This is a genomic window from Geopsychrobacter electrodiphilus DSM 16401 (assembly GCF_000384395.1).
In the GTDB taxonomy this organism is placed as follows: domain Bacteria; phylum Desulfobacterota; class Desulfuromonadia; order Desulfuromonadales; family Geopsychrobacteraceae; genus Geopsychrobacter; species Geopsychrobacter electrodiphilus.
The window spans coordinates 3,860,005-3,883,800 of sequence record NZ_ARWE01000001.1 but is presented as its reverse complement, the minus strand read 5'-3'; the positions used below and the strand labels follow the sequence as shown (position 1 = coordinate 3,883,800).

The following is a 23,796-nucleotide window of genomic DNA, read 5'->3' as shown; positions in this document are numbered from 1 at the left end:
TGTTTTCATGACATTGTCTGGATAGGGGTGTGGGATTCCCCCTAAGAGAGTCGAAAACCCGAGGAGTGTAGCGAAGGTCTTTTGTTCAGCTATACCTCCAGTTTCGGATGGCCGAGGTAGACCACCAATTTGAACAACGACATTTTTTTGCATTCAAATAATACTGGAAATGACTTGATGCTCTAAAGCTGACCCTCTACTCATTACATGCCGCGGGTCGCATAGGTAGGGTCTTAGCGAAAAGGGCATCCACGATGAGGCGGATGCCCTTCAACGCAACAGGGTGATAAATGCGCTATCTTAACGCATCAATTCCCGCACCAAAATTGATGTGAAATGCCGAACCATCCAGGACCAGAGCTGGTACAGACTTGACACCCGCAACTTCAGCTTCCTGTAGCCGCGACTTGCTTTCACCAAGATGGACAATTTCAACATCGTATCTCGAAGTATCAAGCGCGTTAGCAACATGTTGTTCGGCGGCGACACATACTGGGCATCCAGCGTGGTAGAAAATTGCTTTTGCTTTCATAAGGGTATACTCCTAAGTTAGAGAGATGCCAGTGCTTCAGGCACAACCCTATTCTAGGTCCTGCTGGTGCTTCAAGGAAGCAGGCACTTTTAGGTTCCCCGGTAACGAAATGGTGTAAATTGCCGATAATCAAAGGAAAAAAAATGTTGCAATCAAACCTGCCTGTTTACCGACAACTTGAAGAGGTTGTCGGCTGCAAGTGGTCTGTCGCAGTTTTGAAAGCTATTACTGATGGTGTTTCGCGCCCGGGCGAGTTGGAACGCCACGTGGCAGGAATCTCAAAGAAAGTTCTTTCTGAGCGGCTACGTAAACTGACCGACTATTGCCTGTTACGCTGTTGATCGGCATCCAAATTTGACCCGGCATCGGCATGCTGGGTCCGAGGGGGGGGCAACGATTTAACTCTTTGTTAATACGTCAGAAGTCAGAAGTTAAGTGGGTCAATGTTCAACGCCGAGTTCATCTCTAAGAGTGTCAAATTTGGATGCCGACTGACACATTGACAGCAGGACCCGAAACGTTGCCCTATCCTGTATCTGCCGCCGCGGAACCTTGTAGCGGGAGAGAACCCCAGCCCTTTATTTTTTACCAGCGGCCATAAACAAGTGCGCAGCCTCCAGACAGTCCTGCCGGGATAGACCATGGTTTCGGGCGCGACGCTCCCAATCCGAAACGATCTCAATCACCTTTTCGATGATGGCCTTGGCGCGCTTTCTGTCTAGCCGATAATAGCCAGCCGTTGCTAAAACAACGCTCAGGTCAGGCAGGCGGTTCTCGATGTCCAGAGCCAGGGCATGCTCCTCCTTTTTGAAAGAAGGATTCATGTCGTAGGCCGGTGCCAACCACCAGCCTGCAGGTGAACGCATGAAGCCGTGATTCCGCAGATGGTCGTCGCGGTTGGCGGTGGCGACATTGAACACCACCCGCGTGAACAATTCTTCAAGATCGGCGGACAGAAGGTCGGGCTCACCGAAGGTCGCCAGAAATTCCGCCAGTTCCAGGTAGCTGGCATCATCCGTATCGACATGCTTCAGCAGCGTCATGGCCGAGGCAAAGAAGCGTCGGCTCTCTCTCTCGCGATCAAAACGCTTGACGAGAAAAGTATGGTAACCGTCGCCGAGCTGCATGAGCTGGGATTCTGGGACGGAGATCCCGCAGTCGCGGGCGAGATCGTGCAGGACCTTCTCCCAGACTGCGACATCGTAGTCGTCATCCGCCGAAGGGAATTTGGCGATCCAGAGGTGCCCCTGATCATCGATAAGGTTCGCCTTTGGACGTGCGCCGCCAAGCGAAGCTCCCGGTGCGACAAGGACTTTCAGCCATTCTTTGATTTTGTCAGGGCTGGCCAGCTTCTTTCGGGTCAATTCGAAGGCAATGGACTGTAATTCGGCAATCTTGGTGACAGGAGGGGCGGACAGGGCTTCGGCGGCGAGAAAAATATTGCTGTCTGGCAGGCTGTAGCGTAAGGCCCCCATACGGGTGCAGTCCTGCACTCCTAGCAGAAACTCCCAAGGGCCAAGGGTTCGGGAGGAGCGTTTCTCATCTCTGGCCTCAATAGCCTCCCGGCGCTTCATCAGCAGTTGGCCCCAGCGATCAGGGCAGGAATCCATGAAGACCCCGAAGTTTGAGCCATTAGGATAAAAATCGCCCGGCAGCAAATCCAGCTCAGGATCGAGCGGGAAGACATGGGCGTGTGTGAGCCAGTCAGGATCATAAGCAAAACTGGCGCTGCCGCGATCCCCTTGCGACAGGGTGCCGATCTTCTGCAGGGGGCCGAAAGCAGGATCGTCCAGCCAGACCCACAACTGTCTTCTATTTTTTCCCTTCGCCATCAATGTCTTCCTGCGGAAGTTTTTTCTTGCGAGGTGCTCTTTGTCTGTGCGGGAGAGCCTCGTCTTGCAGCCTGCGGCCCAAAACATCTTCATTGGCAATTTGCGCCAGGTCAGCCAATAGGCCAAGAACACGTAGCACCTGCACATAGTGACCAAAAGCAACCGATGGATCCCCTTTTTCAATCTTGGAGAGCGTCGGCCGGGAGATATCGGCTCTGGCGCAAACGACCTCCATGGAGAAACGCCTGCGCAGACGCGCATCCTTCAGTCTGAGACCCAGAGACTCGACTTCCTTCAGTGAGCCGGGATAAATATGGAGAGTCTTTTTTGACATAATGGTAAATATAATTAACAAATATGGCTAAATTAGTCAATCTTATTTACAGTTTTGCTTTTGACGTGAATTAATCAACTCATCATTTGAGTTAATTATATGCGCCTATTCGACTCAGACATTTCTTGTCGGCTGAACCCTGCCGATTGACAATCTCTGCACAGTTTGCCAAAAAGATCTCAATTTTTTCCCGGTTCCGCCGACATGGTTCATGCCGTCCGCTTAACCAGTCCGCCAGCTGCTCCGGATCTCGTCCCATCTCGACACCAAGTTGTTCCAAGGTCAGACCGTTGATCAGTTTGTACCATGCCAGTTTTTCCAGCAGATCCTTCGGCTGGGAGATGGGGTTGTAGCCGAGAAACTCTATGACCCTGGGAGTGAATCGCAGATCAACCGACCCTCTGTTTTCCCAGTTCCAGACCGTTGGGGTGGTGACGCCGAGCTTGGCAGCGACATCTTTCTGGTACAATCCAAGTTCAATTCTGCATCGTCGTAAGTGATCTCCGAGGGTGATTGGTTCGCGGGTAAATTCTTCAGGTGGCTGAATCGTAAGCGGTATTTCCATTTTTCCTGCAGTTTGATCAAGCTTTAAATTGTTGATAAAGGGGTCCACATCTCTGTAAGTGCGGATTTCTTGGTGATTTCAGTAACTTATGCACTTGCGCACCACATGATATCCAACGTTATCGGCAGCGATTGTCCGGTCCATTACTGGATAGAATCGACCTTCATATCGAGGTCCCACGGGTACCTCATAAGGATTTGGCTGATCCAGTGGATGGTGAATCTTCTGCGACCATTCGTGCCAGGGTGGAAAAGGCCCGTGCCATCCAGCGGGAACGTCTTGCGTCTTATGGCTTGCATGCGAATTCTGCTATGGCCGCTAGGCATATCCGCAAATTCTGCCCGCTTGATGAATCCGGGCAAAAACTGCTGGAGATGGTGGTCGATAAACTCGGAATGTCGGCGCGCAGTTACAGCCGTATTCTCAAGGTGGCACGAACTATTGCTGATCTCGCAGGAGAAGAGAATATCGGCCAGATGCATCTGGCTGAGGCGATTCAGTATCGGGGGCTGGATCGGAAAACCTTTTGAGGCTCAAAACTTTGCCCTTCATGAATTTGAAGTTACTTTAAACTTTTCCGTCAAAAGTAAACTCCTGATTTTTGATAAACAGAATCTGTGTAATTTATCCTTAGGTGAAGCAGGACCCCCCTGTGTCAGGGTAGTTGTCGCCTCTAGCTAAATTCAACAAGATTGGGGGCAGTTAGGTGGCACATGTATTCCAAAGCGTTCAGAGCCTTGATGGTTAGGAAGATGGCAGATCCAAACGGACCTGGCCCAATGTCTATTGCCAAGGACATTGGCGTCTCACGAAGCACACTCTATCGATGGGCAGGTGAAACTGATACCGTAGATGTTGCTGCTCTCCCCGACCCGCCCTCATTCTCCAAATCCATGCAGAGGATGTCCAGCATGAAACGACCGCAAGATTGGAGTCCTGAAGAGAAATTGGCTGCTGTGCTGGAAGCGACTTCCCTTTCAGAGGAAGATCTTGGTCCCTTCTTGCGCAGTCGGGGCCTACATGAAGCCCATTTGCAACAATGGCATGAGCAGATGCTGGTGGGACTTGAGCCAGCCCCAACAACACGGGTCGTCAGAAAACGCATTCAGGATCTGGAAAAAGAACTCAATCGCAAAGACAAGGCTTTGGCAGAAGCTGCGGCCTTGCTGGTTCTCAAAAAAAAAGCCCAGGACATTTGGGGGGACGAGGACGACAACACGACCCCGTAGCGAGGAAGAAGGTGCTAGCCCTAATCGAACAAGCGGTGCACTGTGGAGCCAGATTGGAGCCAGCCGCTCGGATGCTCGGGTTAACAGCTCGGACTGTACAACGATGGCGAGGTCAGCATGGTGGCTACGACCGACGCAATGGCCCAAAGACTACACCAGCGAACAAGCTGTCCTCTTCAGAACGACAGCAGGTTCTATCAGTGTCAAATTCGCCGGAGTATCGAGACTTATCTCCTCGGCAGATCGTCCCCCGACTGGCTGATAAAGGGCGGTATATCGCTTCGGAATCGACCTTCTACCGCATTTTGCGAGCTGAAGGTCAATTAGCACATCGGGAACGCTGCCGACCAGTCAAGCATCGTCGGCCAAAGGAGAAAAAGGCAACGGGCCCATGCCAAGTGTGGTCCTGGGATATCACCTATCTCAGATCAACAGTAAGAGGCCAATTCTTCTATCTGTACCTGATTCTCGACGTCTGGAGCCGTAAGATTATGGCGGCAACGGTCTTTTCCGTGGAGGGAGACCAGAACGCTTCTGCTTTGTTCATGGATGCGATTTGCCATCACAATATAGACCCAGAAGGGCTGATTCTGCATTCTGATAACGGCAGTCCAATGAAGGGATCGACGATGTTGGCAACACTTCAGAGCTTGGGTGTGATGCCTTCCTTTAGTCGGCCCAGCGTCAGCAATGACAACCCTTTTTCGGAGTCGTTATTCCGCACTTTGAAGTATCGACCGGAATACCCCTCGCACCCTTTTACGTCTGTACAACAGGCACAGCAATGGGTTGATCAATTCGTACTCTGGTACAACACCGAACATCGGCACAGCGAGATCCGCTTCGTAACTCCGGATGAACGGCACTACGGGCAGGAAAAATTCATACTAGGTAAACGCAAAGAAGTTTACGAGTTAGCGAGACAGAAGAATCCTGACCGCTGGACTCGGCAGACCCGCAACTGGGAACCGATTGAAATTGTTGTGCTCAACCCAGCACCAAAAAGGCCTTCCGAGGAGAGCCTGAACATAGCGGCATAAAAAACGAGGCGACAACTACCTTGACACCCGCCGGGACAGTGATCTGACCCAACTTATGAGAAAGCCTCGGCCCGCATACACAGGCTGAGGCTTATTTTGTTCTGTAGGTTGTGATTTATGACACAGTCTGCTAATCCGTCAACATCTAAGGATATATGAAAAGCGATTTCAACAGAAAATTTGCGAAACAAATCTAAGGAACTTGCCGGACATACCGAATGCCTGCCAAAACCCATCCAATAGTCATCCCACTCAAGGTTTCATCATAGAATAGAAACCCAATCAAAAACTCCAGAAGTTGGATCTTGAATAATCACAGATTCCCTGCGTCTTAGTCCTGTTTGTTTTACTTTTGAGTGGCGTATTATTGTTCGTCACTAAGACATATCTCGTTGAAACCGTCGCCACACAACCCATTGTTGAGAGAATTCCCGTTCCTCGGCCCCTGACGTCCTCCGATCCCCTGCCAGACATACCGATTATACAACCTCCCGAACCGGTGCTGGTGGATCCATCTGCCACTTCCCCCTCCCCCGACCGGATGCAGATTCAGTTGCGGCTCAAGAGAATCCTGTGCCTAAGGTAAAAGTTAAGGCCCATGCTCAACCTCAAGCAACCCGTCCGGATGGCATGCAATTTCTGAAGCTGACAGCCATTGCTTATCGCGCCAATCCCGCTGAACGGATTGCTATCATCAATGATCTGCCGGTGATGTAGGGGACCGCCATTGAAGGTGCTGAAATAGGGACAATCGTGCCTAATAAAGTGATTTCAATCTGGCAAGGCAAGCAGTTTGAGCCGCCGAATGAAGCTGAATAGCGCGACCCCATGAGCATGAAGCCTTGTCCTGTTCCCGTACCATAGCGCTTTATGAAACCGTACCTACCCTTGCAGAGCCAATTTTGTAGAATATTCCCTATATAAACGGTGGATATCCTACACATTTTTTTCACCTTTGAAAATTTTCCACAAAAGAACTCCTTGAAACCGCACAATTCCAGATAGATAGAAAAATCCAGGCGATTGGCATGCATCCTGATATGTTCAAGCGGGATAATTTTATCTACTACATGGAGGTTCCGATGAAGAGAAAACTGGTGGTCCTGTTGGCTGTGTTAGCTCTTGGAGGTGCAGTCGCTGCCGCCTCTGTTTTTATGAGCGGTGGGCCGACGATAAAAGCGGCCGCTATGGCGGAACTGAATGTTACCAATTTAAGCTGTGGGTCCTGCGTCAACAATATTCAGCAGGCGCTTGCCAAGATCGATGGGGTCGGCACGGCTGATATCAGCGTCACCAATGGCCGTGGACAGGTGAATTATGACCCAGCCAGGACCAGTTCTGCGGCTATTGTGAAGGCGGTCACTGACGCTGGCTATCCCTCTACTGTACGACTGGACCTGAGTGCGGATGATTTTCAAAAGCTCCAGAGTGAAACTGAGCAATTAAGTGCGGCCTATGTCGCACGCATCGGTAGCCGTTTGCTGTCACGAGACGATTTCAACCAGGCTCTCAATTTGCGCAGAACGTCAGATCTGGGCGGGAGTACATCATCCTTTGACAGTCCGCAACTGCAGGCCCAGGTCTGGAAAGAGTTGAAAGAGCGAGAGGTTTTGCTCGCTGCTGCAGATGTTAACAAGATCGTAGTCCAGGATGGGGAAGTCAGTCTTGAAATAGAACGTATAAAGGCCGCAACTCCTGATTTTGAGCAAACAATTAAGAGTAGATTCGGTAGCCCTGAGCAATTTTTTACCAAAGTGAAGGAGAATATGATTATCAATCGTAATATTGAATTGAATGTCATTGCAGGGGCCCAAACCGATCGGGACAAGCAGTTGCGTTTCTCAGAGTGGTACAACGACACCCTACGAAAGACTGATGTCGTTATCTTTGACCCCGCCATCAAGCAGGCAGAAGCATCTGGAAGTTCCTCCTGTGGCGGATCTTGTGGCGGCAGCAAATCCTGAATCACCTAGTCTAAATCCATTTCAGCTAAGACATTAAAAACCTATTGGGAGAGACAATCATGAGTGAAGAGCGCAATCGTCAAAGTAAAAAAGAACTGTTTACCAAAAAAAAGGGGAGCAGCACCGGGAAAATTTTCACCCTTCTGGGTGTACTGGTTATTGGCGCGGTTGCCGCCTGGTTCCTCCTAGGGCAGGGTGCATCTGACGGGATCGCGGCGGTCAAAGCTGAGAACGGTTTTGTGAATTTAACCATCTCCGATCTCGATGACGGCCAGGCACATTTCTTCAAGTTGGCGACTGGCAAAGGTGACATTAAATTTTTCGTCGTCAAGAGCGTAGATGGCGTGATGCGTGCGGCGTTTGATGCCTGTGACGTCTGTTATCGCGAAAAGAAAGGCTATCGGCAAGAGGGTGACTTCATGGTCTGTAATAACTGTGGTCAAAAGTTCAGGACCGATCTTGTCAACGAGGTAAAGGGCGGCTGCAATCCGGCTCCTTTGGCTCGTCGGGTTGAGAGCAATCAAATCTTGATCGCTAAGGCAGACATTGTAGGTGGTGGCTGGTATTTCGGACTTTAAAATTCTGCTGAAGCCTGCGAGGGATTGCAATGAAGCTTGAGAACATCGCTATTAATAATCTGTGCCGCCGTAAAAGCCGCTTAGCTTTTCTGGTGGCTGGCCTGCTGATCGGTGTTGCGACAGTCGTCACCATGATCTCACTGTCTACGACTTTGACAGAAGATGTTCAGATCAAAATGGAAAATTACGGAGCAAATATTATCATCACCCCGCACACTGATGATATCGCTCTCAGCTATGGCGGAATAAATTTGGGAGGTGTCTCTCTCGATCCCCAGGAGATCCGGCAGGCCGACCTGGTCAAAATCAACAGCATTCGCAATAAAGGCAATATTGCTGCGATTGCGCCCAAGGTTCTTGGGGCTATAGAGGTTAATGGCCAGCGGGTGATGTTGATGGGAGTGGACCCCGCCATTGAATTTAAACTCAAGAAATGGTGGACGGTTAATGGCCAGGCCCTAAGAACGAACCATGAGCTGGTTGCAGGCGCGACAGTCGCCCAAAAACTTGGCCTCAAAATTGACGATCAGGTTGAAATGGGAGGCGAGATGTTTACCCTGACCGGGATTTTGGCGAACAGCGGTTCACAGGACGATCAGATCCTGATCTCTGAACTGGCAACGGCTCAACGGTTACTGGGCAAGCAGGGGACAGTATCTCTGGTTGAAGTTGCAGCGCTCTGCGCGGATTGTCCGGTTTCAGACATGGTTACCCAGATTGGTGAAGTGCTACCGGGGGTCGACGTCAGTGCTATCCAGCAGGTTGTAAAAACACGCATGCATGCGTTGAATCAATTCCGGAATTTTTCTCTGGCTGTTGCTGCGGTTGTCCTATTGGTCGGTGGTCTGGTTGTTTTTGTGACAATGATGGGCTCTGTCAATGAACGCACGCGAGAAATTGGTATTTTTCGCGCATTAGGGTTCAGACGCTCGCATATCATGCGCTTGATTCTTTTCGAATCGACAGTCGTGAGCCTGGTCGCTGGGACATTGGGCTTCGTGTTCGGCATGGCGGGAACCTATTTGATCCTGCCGTTGATGACGGAGAATGAAGTCAGTCTGCATTGGGACCCTTTGCTTGGTGGCGGGGCAGTCGTTCTTGCCTTACTGGTAGGGACCTCTGCTTCATTTTATCCGGCACTTAAGGCCAGTCGTCTCGATCCGACCGAAGCCCTACGCGCTCTTTAAACACCAAAAAAGGATACTGGACATGCCCTTTGTTCATTTGAAAAAACTTGAAAAAAGATTTGAGAGCAACGTTGATTGCGTTATCGCCCTGAATAAGCTGGAACTGGCGGTTGAGGAAGGTTGTTTCCTTGGTATTATGGGCCCTTCAGGCTCGGGGAAGAGCACCCTGCTTTCGATTTTGGGGGGGCTCTGCCATCCGACCTCAGGCAAGGTTTTGGTCGACGATATTGACGTTTACGGCCTGGGCTCAGAACAGCGTGCTGATTTTCGACGCGAATACCTTGGGTTTGTCTTTCAATCCTTCAATCTCATCCCTTACCTGACCGCCCTTGAAAACGTTATGCTGCCGTTAGCGGTGAAAAAGTTATCTACGCCTGAAAAAAACCGTATGGCCAACGAGGTGCTGATACGTGTCGGCCTTGGTCATCGGATCGGGCATCTTCCCAGTCAGCTTTCTGGTGGCGAACAGGAACGAGTCGCGATCGCACGCGCCCTGGTGAATGCCCCACCTTTGATCTTGGCTGACGAACCGACTGGCAGCCTGGATAGTGCAACCAGTGAAGAGATTATGTCACTTTTTCTGCAGTTGAATGCGGAAGGACAAACCATCATCATGGTGACTCACAATGATGAGAATCGAGCCTACTTTGACCGGACAGTTGTTCTGCGAGATGGCCGCATTGAATCAGACAGCGCACGAACCCCAAAAGTGGTATCGCAAGTCTGTTAGGAGTAACTGATGATTATTCTGCTGTTAATTATTCTGGCCTTTTTACTGCTTAAAATTCAGGACGAACTGCATTCCCCTGAGATTATTGAGTCAGTGACAGCAGCATGCCCCAGTTGCGCTAAAGAGGTTGAACTCGACTGGATGGTCTGCCCCCATTGCCTGCAAAGGTTGCGTGAAAACTGCCCATCCTGTCATCAGCGCAAATTTATCAGCCACAGTTTCTGAACCGCTTGTGGCACTAACTCCGTTGGGTAGTTCAATGAAAAAGCGTTATTACTTTCTGTGGTTGGTCGCGGCGACCGGCTTGAGCATTATTTGTTACAATTACTGGAGTTTCTCCTGCGGTCGTTGCACTGTTGCATCTCTGCTTACCATCAGTTTTCCCGCCGGGATTCTGATCGGAATAAATCTAGTAGCGGTCGCGATCCTTCTCTATCTTAGGAATCGACCTCGCAGGAGCAACCATCGCTCCCAATGTATCTGTGGAGTCCATCTTAGCCAAGACTGGTAGTTCTGTCCCTGCTGCGGTCATATCCAGTCAGAAACATACTGAATAAAGTTTGCATGTGTTCTCGGATCAGTGATCTCTATAATGTCATATTAATTCTGATGATCCGGGAGGCTCGACATGGGTTTTATACTTTTTCTGCTTATCAGTCCGATCAATGCCCTCGCAAGCCAAGTCGTTGATGTCAACCAACTCGTCTGAAATCTTCTGATATATCAGAAATCCCTCAATCAGCTGACCGAGGTTTTTTTAGTGTCTGATGGATGGTGATTTTTGAGAAAAGCCCTTGAATCAAAGATCGAGGGCTTCTTGTTGAAGATCGGGTGGCATTTAAGCCTAAGCCGGTGTCCAATAACATCGCTTGGGCGAAACAATCTTTTCCTCTTTTTTTAACTTGGCCATTGCCTTGTCAACAGCTTTACGGTCAAGAGTTCCGAGTTCCGCAATTTTCCCAGCGTTGAGTGGTTGCCCCTCGGCACGCATAACTTCTAACACTTTTTCTGCAATATCCATTGCAATCCTCCTTATTGTTTTTTCTATGAGTTACCAAGTCTGTGTGGCGGAATCGATGGTAACAGCTAGAGTAGCCCGTAACCAACTGAACTTTGACTTCAACAAATCAAAGTCCGGGCCATCCGTGACGAAAGCTGCCGTGCCTTTAATCAGAAAACCCGCACCAGGTCCGTTATTGCCAGTCACCTTACTGCTGCCCAAAGTAATCAATACCTGATTATTGTAAGCAACATTGGCCTCGGTTTTATTCATATAACCGGCTGGAATAAGCAAGCGACCTTCCTCTGAAACCCGGATGTAACTGTTCCAGGTATTAACCATGTGCGGACCGTCTTCACCTAATGTTGCGATCGCAACCACTCCATCTTTCTTCATGATTTCTTGTAATTTTTCTGGAATCATCGGAACGACCTCCTGTTTTTAGTGTTGTTCTGCTCTATGCAAAAAGAGTCAGATTTTCTTGTACGACTATGCGATAATTTCTTTTAATCAATTTGTAACTTGTTTAAAAATCCGGACCTGATTGGAAGTGCAATGTTTTTTCTAGACAGCAACGCACCAGCCCCTTTGTTTAAACAACTCTATAATCAGATGAGGGAGCATATTCTCTTGGGTACGTTGCCAGCTGATTCCAAGTTGCCGTCTGTCCGCGACATGGCGAACAATCTGACCGTCAGCCGCAATACGGTAGAAGGTGCCTATCAAGAGCTGTTCGCAGAAGGCTACATCTACAGTCGGCCTCGCAGCGGTTATTTTGTGTCACCCCTCGATCAGGACTCGGCTCCAAGGTCTCTCGTTTCCAAACCTGACAATCAGCGCCCACCTTTGCAAAGCACACCGATCTTTCGCTATGACTTCCATCCTGCACGTCTTGACCAGGCAAGCTTTCCCAGTCGGCTTTGGCGTAAATTCTTCCTTGAGTGTCTGCGAGAAAACCCCCAACAACTTTCTCAATATTGTGATCCCCAAGGTGAACTGGGCTTGCGCTATTCAATACAAAGTTATCTTGAGCGCTCACGCGGCGTTGTCTGTGACCCAGACCAAATTGTTATCACCGCTGGACTTCAACATAGCCTCGACATTGTTGCCAATATCCTGAAAAAAGATCATTCCAGCGTAGCGGTTGAAGACCCCGGCTATCCTCTAACAAGCGCTGTTTTTCGTAACCATTCATATAGCGTTGTTCCTGTTGCCGTCCGTCCCGACGGGATCGATCTTGATGCTCTTGAAGCTGAAAACAGTACCATTACCTATGTCACCCCTTCGCACCAATTGCCACTGGGATATGTGATGCCGGTCGCCAACCGACTAAGACTGATCGAATGGGCCGAGGCTGGTGGAAATTTTATCCTCGAAGACGATTATGACAGCGAACTTCGTTATAGCGGCAAGCCGATCCCTTCTTTGCAGGGATTGAGGCCGAGCGGAAATATCATCTACCTTGGAACGTTCTCTAAGGTCTTGTCCCCCGCACTACGGATTAGTTACCTGGTTCTGCCCCAATCGCTATTAGCGACCTACCGTAGCTTGTTCCAGACTTTTTTCTCATCCGTCTCTCAACTTGAGCAGAGGACCCTTACCAAATTTATGGAAGAGGGCCACTGGGTTCGACACATTCGACGGATGCGCAGTATCAATAAAAAGAAGCACGATTCTATGCTCCTTGCTGTCAATAAACATTTCGGTTCACTGGCTGAGATTGTCGGACAGGGAGCAGGACTCCATATTGTTCTGCAACTGCCTGGCACAAGCTTTAGCGAAAAGGAAATCATCCGCCGCACCGAGCAAAAAGGTATTCGTCTGTTCCCATTTTCATGGACCTGTGCCACTGGAGAACCCGACACCACTAAATTGATGCTCGGATTCGGTGGCCTGACCACCAGTGAGATAGAAGATGGAATTGCTCTTCTTGCTCAAGTTTGTCTCTGACTCGTTGCTCGGTTCCGAATCTAAATATTTATAATTTGTATATTACGAGGGATCTGGCTCTTAGAGTAGGTCCAGTTTTGAATATAACTATGAGGTCAGTTTTCCGTTAGGAACTCTGAAAGGAGCTGTTTTATTTATTGTCTCGCTTGCTATCATGGGCCATAAATTGTCAGAAATATGAAATCTTACTGATCCTGATAAATCAGAAAACCCTCGATCTGCTGACCGAGGGTTTTTTAGTGCCTGATTGATGGTGACTAAATAGTAATGGCCCCCCACTTTGGACGGGACATTTTCACAGCTCATGACTGCTACAAACAGAAGACCCGGTCAGCTCCCACCCTGGGTTATGATTAATCCCTCGCAGCAGACTGCGAGGCGTCTACGCCCTTTGTTCTATTACATAGATGATGACTACTCTTCTTGACTGGATATTAGCAAGCGAAATAAAGGCTTATCGATTAAGTCGATCGACTGTCACAATTGCTAACCACTGTATTCTCCGCTGAATATCTTGACACTCTAAAATATCGCCACTAATATGGACGGAACGTTCCGTCCGAAAGGATCCGGTATGCCCACTTTCAACAAAATGAAGCAACAAGCTATCTTGAATGCCGCCTTGGAACTTTTTGCTGAGCGGGGCTTTCATGATGCGCCTATGGCGCGGGTCGCGTCTCAGGCCAAGGTCGGGGTTGGCAGTATTTATCGCTATTTTACGGATAAACCTGGTTTGATTGATGAACTTTATCAGCAGGTCGATGAATCCCTTCAGCAGGCGATCGTGCAGGGTGTGAATCAAGAACTTTCAACCCGCAAACAATTCTTACAGCTCATTGTCAACCTGACCAATTTTTTGGCAAATCACCCTCAGGAATTCAAATTTCTGGAGCAATACTATCATTCACCATTCGGAATTGATAAGAAACGCGAGAAATGGCTCCTCGAAAGCAAGTCTGGTCATAAGAACCATTTTATGGAGCTGTTCTTTAAAGGAAAAGACGCAGCGGTTAAGCCCCTGCCGGTACCAGTATTACTCTCCCTCTCATTTGGACCGGTCCTTTTTTTGGTCCGCGATGTCATCGCCGGCTTGGTTGAATTGGATGAAACACTGATCGCTCAGGTTGCCGAGGGCTGCTGGGAAGCGATTAGTGACAAAATAAAAGTCTAACTTACGCATACTTACTTTTTGAATCTTTTCGGAGCATTGACGTCATGAGACAAATCCTCACTCCCATAATGCATATTGTTCTGCTGCTCAGTCTGGTTCTCGTTCAAACTCCTCATACTGCCAACGCCGCGGCCAATGTTAAAGCAGGACCACCCCCCTTGGTAACCGTCGTTATCGTGACCGAACAGAATGTAACTCCCTCGACCGAGTACGTGGGCCACGTAGAGGCGATTCAAACCGTCGATCTGCATGCGCGGGTCAGCGGTCTGCTCGAAGAGATCCACTTCAAAGAGGGGAGCAACGTGCAGGCCGGTAAGCTGCTGTATCTGATCGAACCCGCACCCTACCAGATGAAGCTGGCGGTCAATCAGGCGCGCGTGGCTAAAACCCAGGCGGCAGTCAATTCGACCAGCCAGCACTTAACGCGGATTCAAACCGTGCGGACCGGCGGCATTCCCAGTACCGACATCGAAAGTGCCGAAGCTGCTGCGCTGCAGGCCCAAGCCGATCTGCAGGAAGCACAAGCGGTACAGAAGCTGTCGAGCATCGACCTGGGCTATACCCGGATTACCGCCCCGATCAGCGGGCGCATCGGCGCGACTGCGGTGAGCAAGGGCAACCTGGTCGGGCCAACCTCCGAGGCGCTGGCACGCATTGTTCAACTCGACCCGATCCGGGTGCTCTTTTCGATCAGTGAAAATGACCTTGCCTCAGTCAAGGCGGCACAACTGGATGCGGCCAGCAAGAAAAAGACCGGGATCATGCAACCGCGGCTGCTGCAGGCTGACGGCGAATTTTTCGAGCAGACGGGACAGATCGATTTTGTCGATAACCAAGTCGATCCCACCACCGGCACCATCGCAGTGCGCGCCCTGTTTGCCAACCCGGACGGGCTATTACTGCCGGGACAGTATGTGCGGCTGGTCGCGAGTGAAAGACGGACCAAAAAATTGCCGGTCATCCCGCAGTCGGCGGTGCTCGAAGATCGCGACGGTCGCTACCTGTTACTGGTCGATGCGCGGAATCAGGTGGTACAGCGCCGCATCACCACCGGCCCAATCGTTGGTGGGTTGTGGGCGGTAGAAGCCGGAATCAACGTGGGCGAGCAGGTAATTGTTGAGGGTCTGCAAAAGGTACGACCAGGGCAAACCGTCAAGATCACCACTGCGAATGCTGCCGCAGCGCCGCTGGGGAACTAAACCATGATCTCCCGCATATTTATTAACCGGCCGCGACTGGCCGTAGTGCTCTCGGTCTTTATCACCCTGGCCGGGCTGATCGCCATGTTCAACATTCCAGTCGCCCAGTATCCCAAGATCACCCCGCCCGAGATTCGGGTCAGCGCGACCTATCCGGGCGCCAACGCCGAGGTGTTGGCCAACAGCGTCGCGACGCCGATCGAAGCTGAGGTCAACGGCGTCGAAAATATGCTCTACATGTCGTCGTCTTCATCGAACTCTGGCCAATACAGCCTGAGCGTAACCTTCGAGGTCGGCACCGACACCGACATCGCCCAGGTCAATCTGCAGAACCGCGTGCAGGCCGCGATCGCCAAGCTGCCACAGGAGGTCGTCGCGCAGGGTGTCACGGTGCGCAAGGGCTCGGCAGATATGCTCGGCGCGATCAGCTTCTTCTCGCCAGATAACTCGCGTGACAAGCTGTTCTTGAGTAACTACGTCAGCAGCACGATCAAGGATGCCGTGGTACGCCTCGATGGCGTCAGCGATATCAATATCTTCGGCGAACTCGAATACAGCATGCGCATCTGGATGGACCCGGCGCGCATGACCGCTCTGGGCCTGACCGCAGATGACCTGGTCACCGCGATCCGCCAGCAGAATATCCAGGCGGCGGTCGGTTCAATCGGTGCCGAACCGGTCAATACCGGCCAGCAGCTGCAGTACACCCTGACTGCTCAGGGGCGGTTGCAGAACGTCGAAGAGTTTAAAAATATCATCCTGCGCAGCAACGCTCAGGGTGGGCTGGTACGCATCAAGGATGTCGCAACGGTCGAACTGGGGGCCAAATCCTACAGCACCCGTTCAGTCTTGAACGGCGGTCCGGCGGTGACGCTGGCGATCTACGGCTCCCCCACCGCCAACGCCCTGGCGACGATGCAGGCGGTCAACGCCGAACTGGCGCAGCTCGCCAAACGCCAACCGAGTGGGGTCGAATATCAGACCATTTATGACTCGACCAAATATATCGCCGCCGCCATCCACGAAATGATCTGGACCCTGTTTCTGACCTTTATGCTGGTCGTCGGCGTGACCTTTCTGTTTCTGCAGGACTGGCGCTCGACCCTGGTGCCCACGGTGACCATTCCTGTCTCGCTGATCGGGACCTTCGCCGTTCTGCTGGCGCTGGGTTACAACGCCAACACCATCTCGCTGTTCGCGTTGATCATGTCGATTGGGCTGGTGGTCGACGATGCCATCGTGGTGGTCGAAAACGTCTATCGCGTGATGGACGACGAACAGCTCAGCCCCAAAGATGCCGCGATTAAGGCGATGGGTCAGGTCACCGGCCCGATCATCGCCACCACGCTGGTGCTGCTGGCTGTCTTTATCCCGGTCGCCTTTCTGCCGGGGATTACCGGTCAGCTTTACAAGCAGTTTGCCGTCACCATTTGTACCGCGGTGGTCATTTCGGCGATCTGCGCCCTCACCTTAAGTCCCGCGCTCTGCGCAGTGTTGTTGAAGAAACCACTGCCGGTGCGCTTCTGGCCGCTGGTCTGGTTCAACAAGGCGCTCAATCAGTCGCGTAAAGGTTATGTCGCCGGCTCCAGCTGGCTGATTCGCTGGAAATCAGTCGCGCTGTTGGCGTTGGTGCTGATTATCGGCGGGAGTTATTTTTTGTTTCAGAATCGCCCGACCAGCTTCCTGCCACAGGAGGATCAAGGTCTCATCTACCTGAACTTGCAACTGCCCGAAGCGGCGGCGATGGCGCGCACCGATGAGGTGATGAAACAGGTAACCACGGAGTTGCGAGCGATTGACGGGATCGACAGCGTGCTCGGCGTCAGCGGCTTCAGTCTGCTCAGCGGGCGCGGCGACAATGTTGGCTTCGGCCTGGTGATTCTGACCCCCTGGGATAAGCGGGCCAGCCCTGCTCTGCATGTCGATGCAATTTTGAAGAAGGCCCAGCAGAAGCTCGCCGCGATCTCGACCGCCAATATCCTGGCCTTCACCCCACCGCCCATTCGTGGACTGGGGCGCACCGGCGGCTTCGATTTCCAGCTGCAGTCGTTGACTGACAAATCGCCGCAGGAGTTCGTCGCCGCCGCCCAGGCGCTGGTGGTCGCGGCCAATCAGGACCCGGCCTTAAGTCGCGTCTTCAGCACATACACCGCCAACAACCCGCAGTTGGCGCTGAATGTTGACCGCAATCGCGCCGAAACCCTCAATGTCCCGATAAGCGCGGTCTTCGCGACCCTGCAGGCTCAACTCGGCGGACGTTATGTCAACGACTTCAACTTGGCCAACCGAGGATATCAGGTCAAGCTGCAGGCCGCGACCGCGCAGCGCGATTCGATTGACGACATCAGCCGCCTGTATGTGCGCAGCAATACGGGGAAGATGGTGCCGATGACCAGCCTGGCGACCCTGTCAACCGAGCTCGGGCCGCAGACCGTCGATCGCTACAACCAGTTGACCAGCATCAAGGTGAATGGCGGCGCGGCGCCGGGCTTCAGCTCCGGTGAAGCGATGGCGGCGATGGAGCGCATCGCGACCAAAACCCTCCCCGAAGGATACAGCTTCGACTGGTCGGGGATGTCGTTTCAAGAACGCAAGAGCAGCGGGCAGGTGACGATCCTCTTCGCGCTGGCGCTGCTGTTTGCCTACCTGTTTCTGGTCGGCCAGTATGAAAGCTGGAATATCCCGATGTCGATCATCATTGCGGTGCCGGTCGCAACCCTTGGCGCGCTGGCCGGTCTGTGGCTGAACGGCGGCAGCCTCAGCATCTACGCCCAGATCGGCCTGGTGCTGCTGGTCGGGCTGGCGTGCAAGAACGCCATTCTGATTGTCGAGTTTGCCCAGTCGCGCCGCGAAGATGGCCTCTCGATCGCCGAAGCGGCGGTAGATGGCGGGCGCATCCGCTTTAGACCGGTGCTGATGACCTCCTTTACTTTTATCTTCGGCCTGGTGCCGATGGTCATTGCAACCGGCGCCGGCGCCGGCAGCCGCCAGGCCATAGGCATTACCGTTTTTAGCGGCATGCTGAGCACGACCTTTTTCGGGATCTTCCTGATCCCAGTGCTCTATTATGTTTTCCAGTCAGCGCGTGAAAAAGGCAGCGCCTGGCGCGCACGCCGGAGAGCGCGGGGTAATCATGGTTGAATCTAAACCTCTCAACCGGCGAGGCCCAGCAATGCTCAGCACAGGCATTCATAGCGTTCATATCTACTCCAGCCTACTGGTGGCTGGCCTTTTGGCCCTCGGTGGCTGCGCGGCGGTAGGTCCCAACTATATCAAACCAACCCCATCCGCACCCGACGCCTAGAAGGCCACATTACTGCGCGGACTCAGCGCTGAGGCTCCCGAACCGGACGCGATCGCCCACTGGTGGAGCATCCTGCAGGATACCCAGATCTCTGCTTTAGAAAAACGTGCGGTCGCCGGCAACCTAGATCTGAAAGAGGCGCAGGCGCACATCCGTGAAGCGCGGGCAATGCGCGGCACTAGCCAGGCCGCATACTTCCCGATCCTAGATGCAGAAGCGAGCGCAACTAAATCACGTAGCAGTGAGAACAGCAGCACCGGTGCTGAACGTGAACTCTATGTGGCCAGCTTTGCTAGGCCCATGAAAGAAGACTGGGTCCGAGATTTGAGGGATCAATGTACATCTCAAAATGTACCCTTTTTTTTCAAACAGTGGGGTGGGGTGAGTAAGAAAAAGGCAGGCCGCACTTTAGACCGCAAAACTTGGCAACAATTCCCTGTGGCAGATTGATTTCCTGCATTCTGGGTCCAGTCAGGCAGAAAGTCGCGGTCCGTAGGGAAATATGGTGGATAACAACAAAATAAACCGATTGATTCAAGAAATACTGGTGTGGGTCATTTCCGTGAACATCTCCAGGGCGGCAGTCCCAACATAGGAGTTGCCGTATGCATCCAGTTCCGGACCCCAGGTGCAGACAGTCAGTTTTTCTGGAGCCACGGCCAGGATGCCGCCGCCGACACCGCTTTTGGCCGGAAGGCCAACCCGGTAGGCAAAACTGCCGACGCTGTCATACATGCCGCAGGTCAGCATCACCGAATTGATCCGCTTGGCCTGACTTTTGGAGATAACCGCGGTTTCATGGGGCCGCGAATAACCGCCGCCAGCGAGAGGTAGCCCGGCGATAGCGAGTTCGACGCAGCTCATCTCCATCGCGCATTGGAAACAGTAAATCTCCATCAGGGCTTCAACATCGCCATGGATGTTGCCATAGCCCTTCATTAGGTGCGCGAGAGCGCGGTTGACGTGGGCATGGTTAAACTCTGAGTCTGCCACGGTTGGGTTGCTGTCGAGCGTCTCGTTCATCGACAGAAAACGGAGATAGTTCCTGATCCGCTGGTAGGCATCCCCCTTAAGGCTTTGCAGCAGATCGAGAATGACTAGCGCCCCGGGGTTTATGAACGGGTTTCTGGGAATGCCCTGTTCCTGCTCCAGTCGTAGCATCGAATTGAAACGATCGCCAGAGGGTTCTTTGCCGACTCGGGTCCAGATCATGTTGCCGAAATGCTGCATGACCAGTTGCAGGACAAACAGCTTGGAGATGCTCTGGACCGAAAAGCCTTCATCGGCATCACCAGCCTTGAAAATCTGTCCGTCCATGGTGCACACCGCAATGCCGAACTTGCGAGGCGGTACGCCTGCGAGGGCGGGGATGTAGTCCGCCACTTTCCCTTTTCCGAACTGCGGTCTAACCGCTTCAACGATATAATCCAGTACCAGCTGATAGTTTGTCACTCTGTCATGCTTTCTTACAAGGTGTTTTAGATACGTATTTGGTGGAATGTTGATCGGCATCCAAATTTGACCCGGCATCGGCATGCTGGGTCCGAGGGGGGGGCAACGATTTAACTCTTTGTTAATACGTCAGAAGTCAGAAGTTAAGTGGGTCAATGTTCAACGCCGAGTTCATCTCTAAGAGTGTCAAATTTGGATGCCGACTGACACATTGACAGCAGGACCCGAAACGTTGCCCTATCCTGTATCTGCCGCCGCGGAACCTTGTAGCGGGAGAGAACCCCAGCCCTTTATTTTTTACCAGCGGCCATAAACAAGTGCGCAGCCTCCAGACAGTCCTGACGGGATAGACCCTGGTTTCGGGCGCGACGCTCCCAATCCGAAACGATCTCAATCACCTTTTCGATGATGGCCTTGGCGCGCTTTCTGTCTAGCCGATAATAGCCAGCCGTTGCTAAAACAACGCTCAGGTCAGGCAGGCGGTTCTCGATGTCCAGAGCCAGAGCATGCTCCTCCTTTTTGAAAGAAGGATTCATGTCGTAGGCCGGTGCCAACCGCCAGCCGGCAGGTGAACGCATGAAGCCGTGATTCCGCAGATGGTCGTCGCGGTTGGCGGTGGCGACATTGAACACCACCCGCGTGAACAATTCTTCAAGATCGGCGGACAGAAGGTCGGGCTCACCGAAGGTCGCCAGAAATTCCGCCAGTTCCAGGTAGCTGGCATCATCCGTATCGACATGCTTCAGCAGCGTCATGGCCGAGGCAAAGAAGCGTCGGCTCTCTCTCTCGCGATCAAAACGCTTGACGAGAAAAGTATGGTAACCGTCGCCGAGCTGCATGAGCTGGGATTCTGGGACGGAGATCCCGCAGTCGCGGGCGAGATCGTGCAGGACCTTCTCCCAGACTGCGACATCGTAGTCGTCATCCGCCGAAGGGAATTTGGCGATCCAGAGGTGCCCCTGATCATCGATAAGGTTCGCCTTTGGACGTGCGCCGCCAAGCGAAGCTCCCGGTGCGACAAGGACTTTCAGCCATTCTTTGATTTTGTCAGGGCTGGCCAGCTTCTTTCGGGTCAATTCGAAGGCAATGGACTGTAATTCGGCAATCTTGGTGACAGGAGGGGCGGACAGGGCTTCGGCGGCGAGAAAAATATTGCTGTCTGGCAGGCTGTAGCGTAAGGCCCCCATGCGGGTGCAGTCCTGCACTCCTAGCAGAAACTCCCAAGGGCCAAGGGTTCGGGAGGAGCGTTTCTCATCTCTGGCCTCAATAGCCTCCCGGCGCTTCATCAGCAGTTGGCCCCAGCGATCAGGGCAGGAATCCATGAAGACCCCGAAGTTTGAGCCATTAGGATAAAAATCGCCCGGCAGCAAATCCAGCTCAGGATCGAGCGGGAAGACATGGGCGTGTGTGAGCCAGTCAGGATCATAAGCAAAACTGGCGCTGCCGCGATCCCCTTGCGACAGGGTGCCGATCTTCTGCAGGGGGCCGAAAGCAGGATCGTCCAGCCAGACCCACAACTGTCTTCTATTTTTTCCCTTCGCCATCAATGTCTTCCTGCGGAAGTTTTTTCTTGCGAGGTGCTCTTTGTCTGTGCGGGAGAGCCTCGTCTTGCAGCCTGCGGCCCAAAACATCTTCATTGGCAATTTGCGCCAGGTCAGCCAATAGGCCAAGAACACGTAGCACCTGCACATAGTGACCAAAAGCAACCGATGGATCCCCTTTTTCAATCTTGGAGAGCGTCGGCCGGGAGATATCGGCTCTGGCGCAAACGACCTCCATGGAGAAACGCCTGCGCAGACGCGCATCCTTCAGTCTGAGACCCAGAGACTCGACTTCCTTCAGTGAGCCGGGATAAATATGGAGAGTCTTTTTTGACATAATGGTAAATATAATTAACAAATATGGCTAAATTAGGCAATCTTATTTACAGTTTTGCTTTTGACGTGAATTAATCAACTCATGATTTGAGTTAATTATATGCGCCTATTCGACTCAGACATTTCTTGTCGGCTGAACCCTACAGGAGTTCTCTGCACCGTTTGCCAAAAAGATCTCAATTTCTTCCCGGTTCCGCCGACAGGGTTCATGCCGTCCGCTTAACCAGTCCGCAAGCTGCTCCGGATCTCGTCCCATCTCGACACCGAGTTGTTCCAGGTTCAGGCCGTTAACCTGTTTGTACCAAGTCAGTTTTCCCAGCAGATCATCTGGTTGGGAGATAGGATTATCGCCAAGGAACGCAATAACCCGGGGTATAAATCGCAAATCAACCGATCCTCGGTTCTCCCAGTTCCAGACCGTTGGGGCTGTTACACCGAGCCTAGCGGCAACATCTTTTTGATACAAACCAAGCTCAATTCTGCGTCGTCGCAAGTGGTCCCCGAGGGTGACAGGTTCGCGGGTTAATTCTTCAAGTGGCTGGATTGTCAGTGGAATCTCAATTTTTCCGGCTGTTTGATCAAGCTTTAAATTGTTGGTAAAGGGGTCCACATCCCTGTAAGTGCGGATTTCTCGGTGATTTCAGTAACTTATGTACTTGCGCACCACATGATATCCAACGTTATCGGCAGCGATTGTCCGGTCCATTACTGGATAGAATCGACCTGCATATCGAGGTTCCACGGGTGCCTCATAAGGATTTGGCTGATCCAGTGGATGGTGAATCTTCTGCGACTATCCGTGCCAGAGTGGAAAAGGCCCGTGCCATACAGCGGGAACGTCTTGCGGCTTATGGCCTGCATGCGAACTCTTCCATGGCTGCCCGACACATCCGCAAGTTCTGCCCGCTCGACGAGGCGGGGCAAAAACTGCTGGAGATGGTGGTCGACAAACTCGGTATGTCAGCTCGTAGTTACAGCCGGATTCTCAAAGTGGCACGAACTATTGCTGATCTCGCAGGAGAAGTGAATATTGGTCAGATGCATCTCGCTGAGGCAATTCAGTATCGCGGATTGGATCGGAAATTGGGGTGAATTCATCTGTTTGAGAGCACCTGCCAGGATTGAAGAAGAGAGACCAGAGGATTTCAGAGTGGCAGAGCGAGTTTGTAATTTCTCAAATTCCGCTCCGCCTGACAATAATGGCCGCCGCCATATCCGTATCAACCGCGTACTGACTGTAGTCGACGGAAAAGACGAAGGAGGGAAAGCTGGCGTTCAGCTCGATGTTATTGCCGGGCAGGACTCCCATGACCATCAATTTCTGTAGCTTCTTCGAATCACCGGCCTTGATGTAGGCGATGGTTCCGCACTCCCCCGGCTTCAGGCTGGTCAGGGGGACAACAAATTTCTCTTTCGTCTCGCGGGCCTTGCGGCAGCATTCGCCGGGCGGGATTGGTTTACCATGGGGGCAAGTCTCGGGATGTCCCAGAAGCCGACAGATTTTTTCCTCGATCCCCTTTTTGACGATGTGCTCCACCTGGCAGGCCGCTTCCTCCATGTCCGTCTGGTCGGTCTCGATGATATCGTGAAACAGGCGTTCCGAAAGGCGGTGTCGGCGGATCGCCAGTGCGGCTTCTTGCTTTCCCGCCTGGGTGAAATGGATGGTTTCCCCCGATAGATCAACCAGCCCCTCCTGAGCTAGCTGGTCAAGGGAGATCTCCAATTTCGCGCTCAACTGGCTTTTCGTGTTTAGCTGCGGGCGAGCGTCCACTAGACAGACCCACAGAACCTCTAGCGCTTCTTCAATCTGCTCATTTATTTTCATCAGTTTTTCTCCAGATCTTTTTCTTTA

24 protein-coding genes and 4 pseudogenes are annotated in these 23,796 nt (G+C 52.1%); 17 read left to right on the top strand and 11 right to left on the bottom strand.

Going from position 1 to position 23,796, the window contains the following annotated elements:
* Positions 1-295: 295 nt before the first annotated feature.
* Positions 296-532, bottom strand: a complete 237-nt coding sequence (locus D888_RS0118315) for a thioredoxin family protein (protein WP_020678028.1) — start codon at positions 530-532, stop codon at positions 296-298.
* A 143-nt stretch (positions 533-675) separates the two neighbouring features.
* On the opposite strand from D888_RS0118315, the pseudogene D888_RS22385 reads away from it, so the two are divergent.
* A pseudogene (locus tag D888_RS22385) lies at positions 676-864 on the top strand (winged helix-turn-helix transcriptional regulator); the annotation flags it as partial.
* 246 nt (positions 865-1,110) lie between these two features.
* On the opposite strand, the gene D888_RS0118305 reads toward D888_RS22385, so the two are convergent.
* The 3 genes from D888_RS0118305 to D888_RS22375 form a co-directional block, all read right to left on the bottom strand.
* Entirely contained in the window at positions 1,111-2,364 is a 1,254-nt protein-coding gene (locus tag D888_RS0118305; RefSeq protein WP_020678026.1) for a type II toxin-antitoxin system HipA family toxin, read from the bottom strand.
* Positions 2,345-2,698: a helix-turn-helix domain-containing protein gene (locus tag D888_RS22380; protein WP_026362484.1), complete on the bottom strand. Its 354-nt coding sequence runs from the start codon at positions 2,696-2,698 to the stop codon at positions 2,345-2,347. Before D888_RS22380 ends, D888_RS0118305 begins: the two co-directional genes overlap by 20 nt.
* A gap of 91 nt (positions 2,699-2,789) precedes the next feature.
* Positions 2,790-3,263 (bottom strand): helix-turn-helix domain-containing protein, encoded by a 474-nt coding sequence (locus D888_RS22375; protein WP_020678025.1) that lies wholly within the window; start codon positions 3,261-3,263, stop codon positions 2,790-2,792.
* A gap of 62 nt (positions 3,264-3,325) precedes the next feature.
* Here D888_RS22375 and D888_RS24835 point away from each other — a divergent pair.
* The 9 genes and pseudogenes from D888_RS24835 to D888_RS0118250 form a co-directional block, all read left to right on the top strand.
* A pseudogene (locus D888_RS24835) lies at positions 3,326-3,448 on the top strand (ATP-binding protein); the annotation flags it as partial.
* Positions 3,449-3,460: 12 nt separating this feature from the next.
* Positions 3,461-3,793 (top strand): magnesium chelatase subunit ChlI family protein, encoded by a 333-nt coding sequence (locus tag D888_RS22370; RefSeq protein WP_245555025.1) that lies wholly within the window; start codon positions 3,461-3,463, stop codon positions 3,791-3,793.
* Between the two features lie 183 nt (positions 3,794-3,976).
* A protein-coding gene (locus tag D888_RS23805) for an IS3 family transposase (RefSeq protein WP_156827059.1) occupies positions 3,977-5,532 on the top strand; the annotation gives its coding sequence in 2 pieces (ribosomal slippage) (positions 3,977-4,448 and positions 4,448-5,532; 1,557 coding nt in all).
* Between the two features lie 573 nt (positions 5,533-6,105).
* Positions 6,106-6,249 carry a hypothetical protein gene (locus D888_RS24275; protein ID WP_020678021.1) on the top strand — a complete coding sequence of 48 codons (144 nt, stop codon included), beginning with the start codon at positions 6,106-6,108 and terminating at the stop codon, positions 6,247-6,249.
* A 365-nt stretch (positions 6,250-6,614) separates the two neighbouring features.
* Entirely contained in the window at positions 6,615-7,496 is an 882-nt protein-coding gene (locus tag D888_RS23425) for a cation transporter (protein WP_245555024.1), read from the top strand.
* A gap of 59 nt (positions 7,497-7,555) precedes the next feature.
* A complete protein-coding gene (locus D888_RS22360) occupies positions 7,556-8,074 on the top strand; it encodes a Fe-S-containing protein (protein ID WP_020678019.1) in 519 nt (172 codons plus the stop codon).
* Positions 8,075-8,103: 29 nt separating this feature from the next.
* Positions 8,104-9,261, top strand: coding sequence for an ABC transporter permease (locus D888_RS0118260; RefSeq protein ID WP_020678018.1), 1,158 nt, complete (start codon positions 8,104-8,106; stop codon positions 9,259-9,261).
* 22 nt (positions 9,262-9,283) lie between these two features.
* Complete coding sequence (locus D888_RS0118255; protein WP_020678017.1) at positions 9,284-9,991, top strand: ABC transporter ATP-binding protein; 708 nt, start codon at positions 9,284-9,286, stop codon at positions 9,989-9,991.
* A 9-nt stretch (positions 9,992-10,000) separates the two neighbouring features.
* The gene (locus D888_RS0118250) at positions 10,001-10,216 is read left to right on the top strand and encodes a zinc ribbon domain-containing protein (RefSeq protein ID WP_020678016.1); all 216 of its coding nucleotides are present in this window, start codon (positions 10,001-10,003) and stop codon (positions 10,214-10,216) included.
* 619 nt (positions 10,217-10,835) lie between these two features.
* Here D888_RS0118250 and D888_RS0118240 read toward each other — a convergent pair.
* Together D888_RS0118240 and D888_RS0118235 are read right to left on the bottom strand one after the other, a co-directional pair.
* Positions 10,836-11,012 carry a hypothetical protein gene (locus D888_RS0118240; protein WP_020678015.1) on the bottom strand — a complete coding sequence of 59 codons (177 nt, stop codon included), beginning with the start codon at positions 11,010-11,012 and terminating at the stop codon, positions 10,836-10,838.
* 30 nt (positions 11,013-11,042) lie between these two features.
* A complete protein-coding gene (locus tag D888_RS0118235) occupies positions 11,043-11,414 on the bottom strand; it encodes a pyridoxamine 5'-phosphate oxidase family protein (protein WP_020678014.1) in 372 nt (123 codons plus the stop codon).
* 132 nt (positions 11,415-11,546) lie between these two features.
* Between D888_RS0118235 and pdxR the strand changes: the two genes are divergently transcribed.
* The 5 genes and pseudogenes from pdxR to D888_RS24915 form a co-directional block, all read left to right on the top strand.
* Positions 11,547-12,941, top strand: a complete 1,395-nt coding sequence (gene pdxR / locus D888_RS0118230) for a MocR-like pyridoxine biosynthesis transcription factor PdxR (protein ID WP_020678013.1) — start codon at positions 11,547-11,549, stop codon at positions 12,939-12,941.
* 541 nt (positions 12,942-13,482) lie between these two features.
* Positions 13,483-14,112, top strand: coding sequence for a TetR/AcrR family transcriptional regulator (locus tag D888_RS0118220; protein WP_083928910.1), 630 nt, complete (start codon positions 13,483-13,485; stop codon positions 14,110-14,112).
* A 44-nt stretch (positions 14,113-14,156) separates the two neighbouring features.
* A complete protein-coding gene (locus D888_RS22355) occupies positions 14,157-15,311 on the top strand; it encodes an efflux RND transporter periplasmic adaptor subunit (RefSeq protein WP_083928909.1) in 1,155 nt (384 codons plus the stop codon).
* Between the two features lie 3 nt (positions 15,312-15,314).
* Positions 15,315-18,452: an efflux RND transporter permease subunit gene (locus D888_RS0118210; protein WP_020678009.1), complete on the top strand. Its 3,138-nt coding sequence runs from the start codon at positions 15,315-15,317 to the stop codon at positions 18,450-18,452.
* A gap of 454 nt (positions 18,453-18,906) precedes the next feature.
* Positions 18,907-19,065: pseudogene (locus D888_RS24915) on the top strand (DUF5131 family protein); the annotation flags it as partial.
* Positions 19,066-19,149: 84 nt separating this feature from the next.
* On the opposite strand, the gene D888_RS0118200 reads toward D888_RS24915, so the two are convergent.
* The 4 genes from D888_RS0118200 to D888_RS0118185 form a co-directional block, all read right to left on the bottom strand.
* Positions 19,150-20,067 carry a glutaminase gene (locus tag D888_RS0118200; protein ID WP_020678007.1) on the bottom strand — a complete coding sequence of 306 codons (918 nt, stop codon included), beginning with the start codon at positions 20,065-20,067 and terminating at the stop codon, positions 19,150-19,152.
* 290 nt (positions 20,068-20,357) lie between these two features.
* Entirely contained in the window at positions 20,358-21,611 is a 1,254-nt protein-coding gene (locus D888_RS0118195; RefSeq protein WP_020678006.1) for a type II toxin-antitoxin system HipA family toxin, read from the bottom strand.
* The gene (locus D888_RS22350; RefSeq protein WP_026362484.1) at positions 21,592-21,945 is read right to left on the bottom strand and encodes a helix-turn-helix domain-containing protein; all 354 of its coding nucleotides are present in this window, start codon (positions 21,943-21,945) and stop codon (positions 21,592-21,594) included. The genes D888_RS0118195 and D888_RS22350 overlap by 20 nt, the downstream gene beginning before the upstream one ends.
* 114 nt (positions 21,946-22,059) lie before the next feature.
* Positions 22,060-22,554, bottom strand: coding sequence for a helix-turn-helix domain-containing protein (locus D888_RS0118185; RefSeq protein WP_020678004.1), 495 nt, complete (start codon positions 22,552-22,554; stop codon positions 22,060-22,062).
* Positions 22,555-22,568: 14 nt separating this feature from the next.
* Between D888_RS0118185 and D888_RS24830 the strand changes: the two are divergent.
* Both D888_RS24830 and D888_RS22345 read left to right on the top strand, forming a co-directional pair.
* Positions 22,569-22,691, top strand: a pseudogene (locus tag D888_RS24830) (ATP-binding protein); the annotation flags it as partial.
* 12 nt (positions 22,692-22,703) lie between these two features.
* On the top strand, positions 22,704-23,036 hold the full coding sequence (locus tag D888_RS22345; RefSeq protein ID WP_156827058.1) for a magnesium chelatase subunit ChlI family protein: 333 nt from the start codon (positions 22,704-22,706) through the stop codon (positions 23,034-23,036).
* 82 nt (positions 23,037-23,118) lie between these two features.
* On the opposite strand, the gene D888_RS0118175 is transcribed toward D888_RS22345, so the two are convergent.
* Positions 23,119-23,769, bottom strand: coding sequence for a metal-dependent transcriptional regulator (locus D888_RS0118175; protein WP_020678002.1), 651 nt, complete (start codon positions 23,767-23,769; stop codon positions 23,119-23,121).
* Positions 23,770-23,796 lie beyond the last annotated feature (27 nt).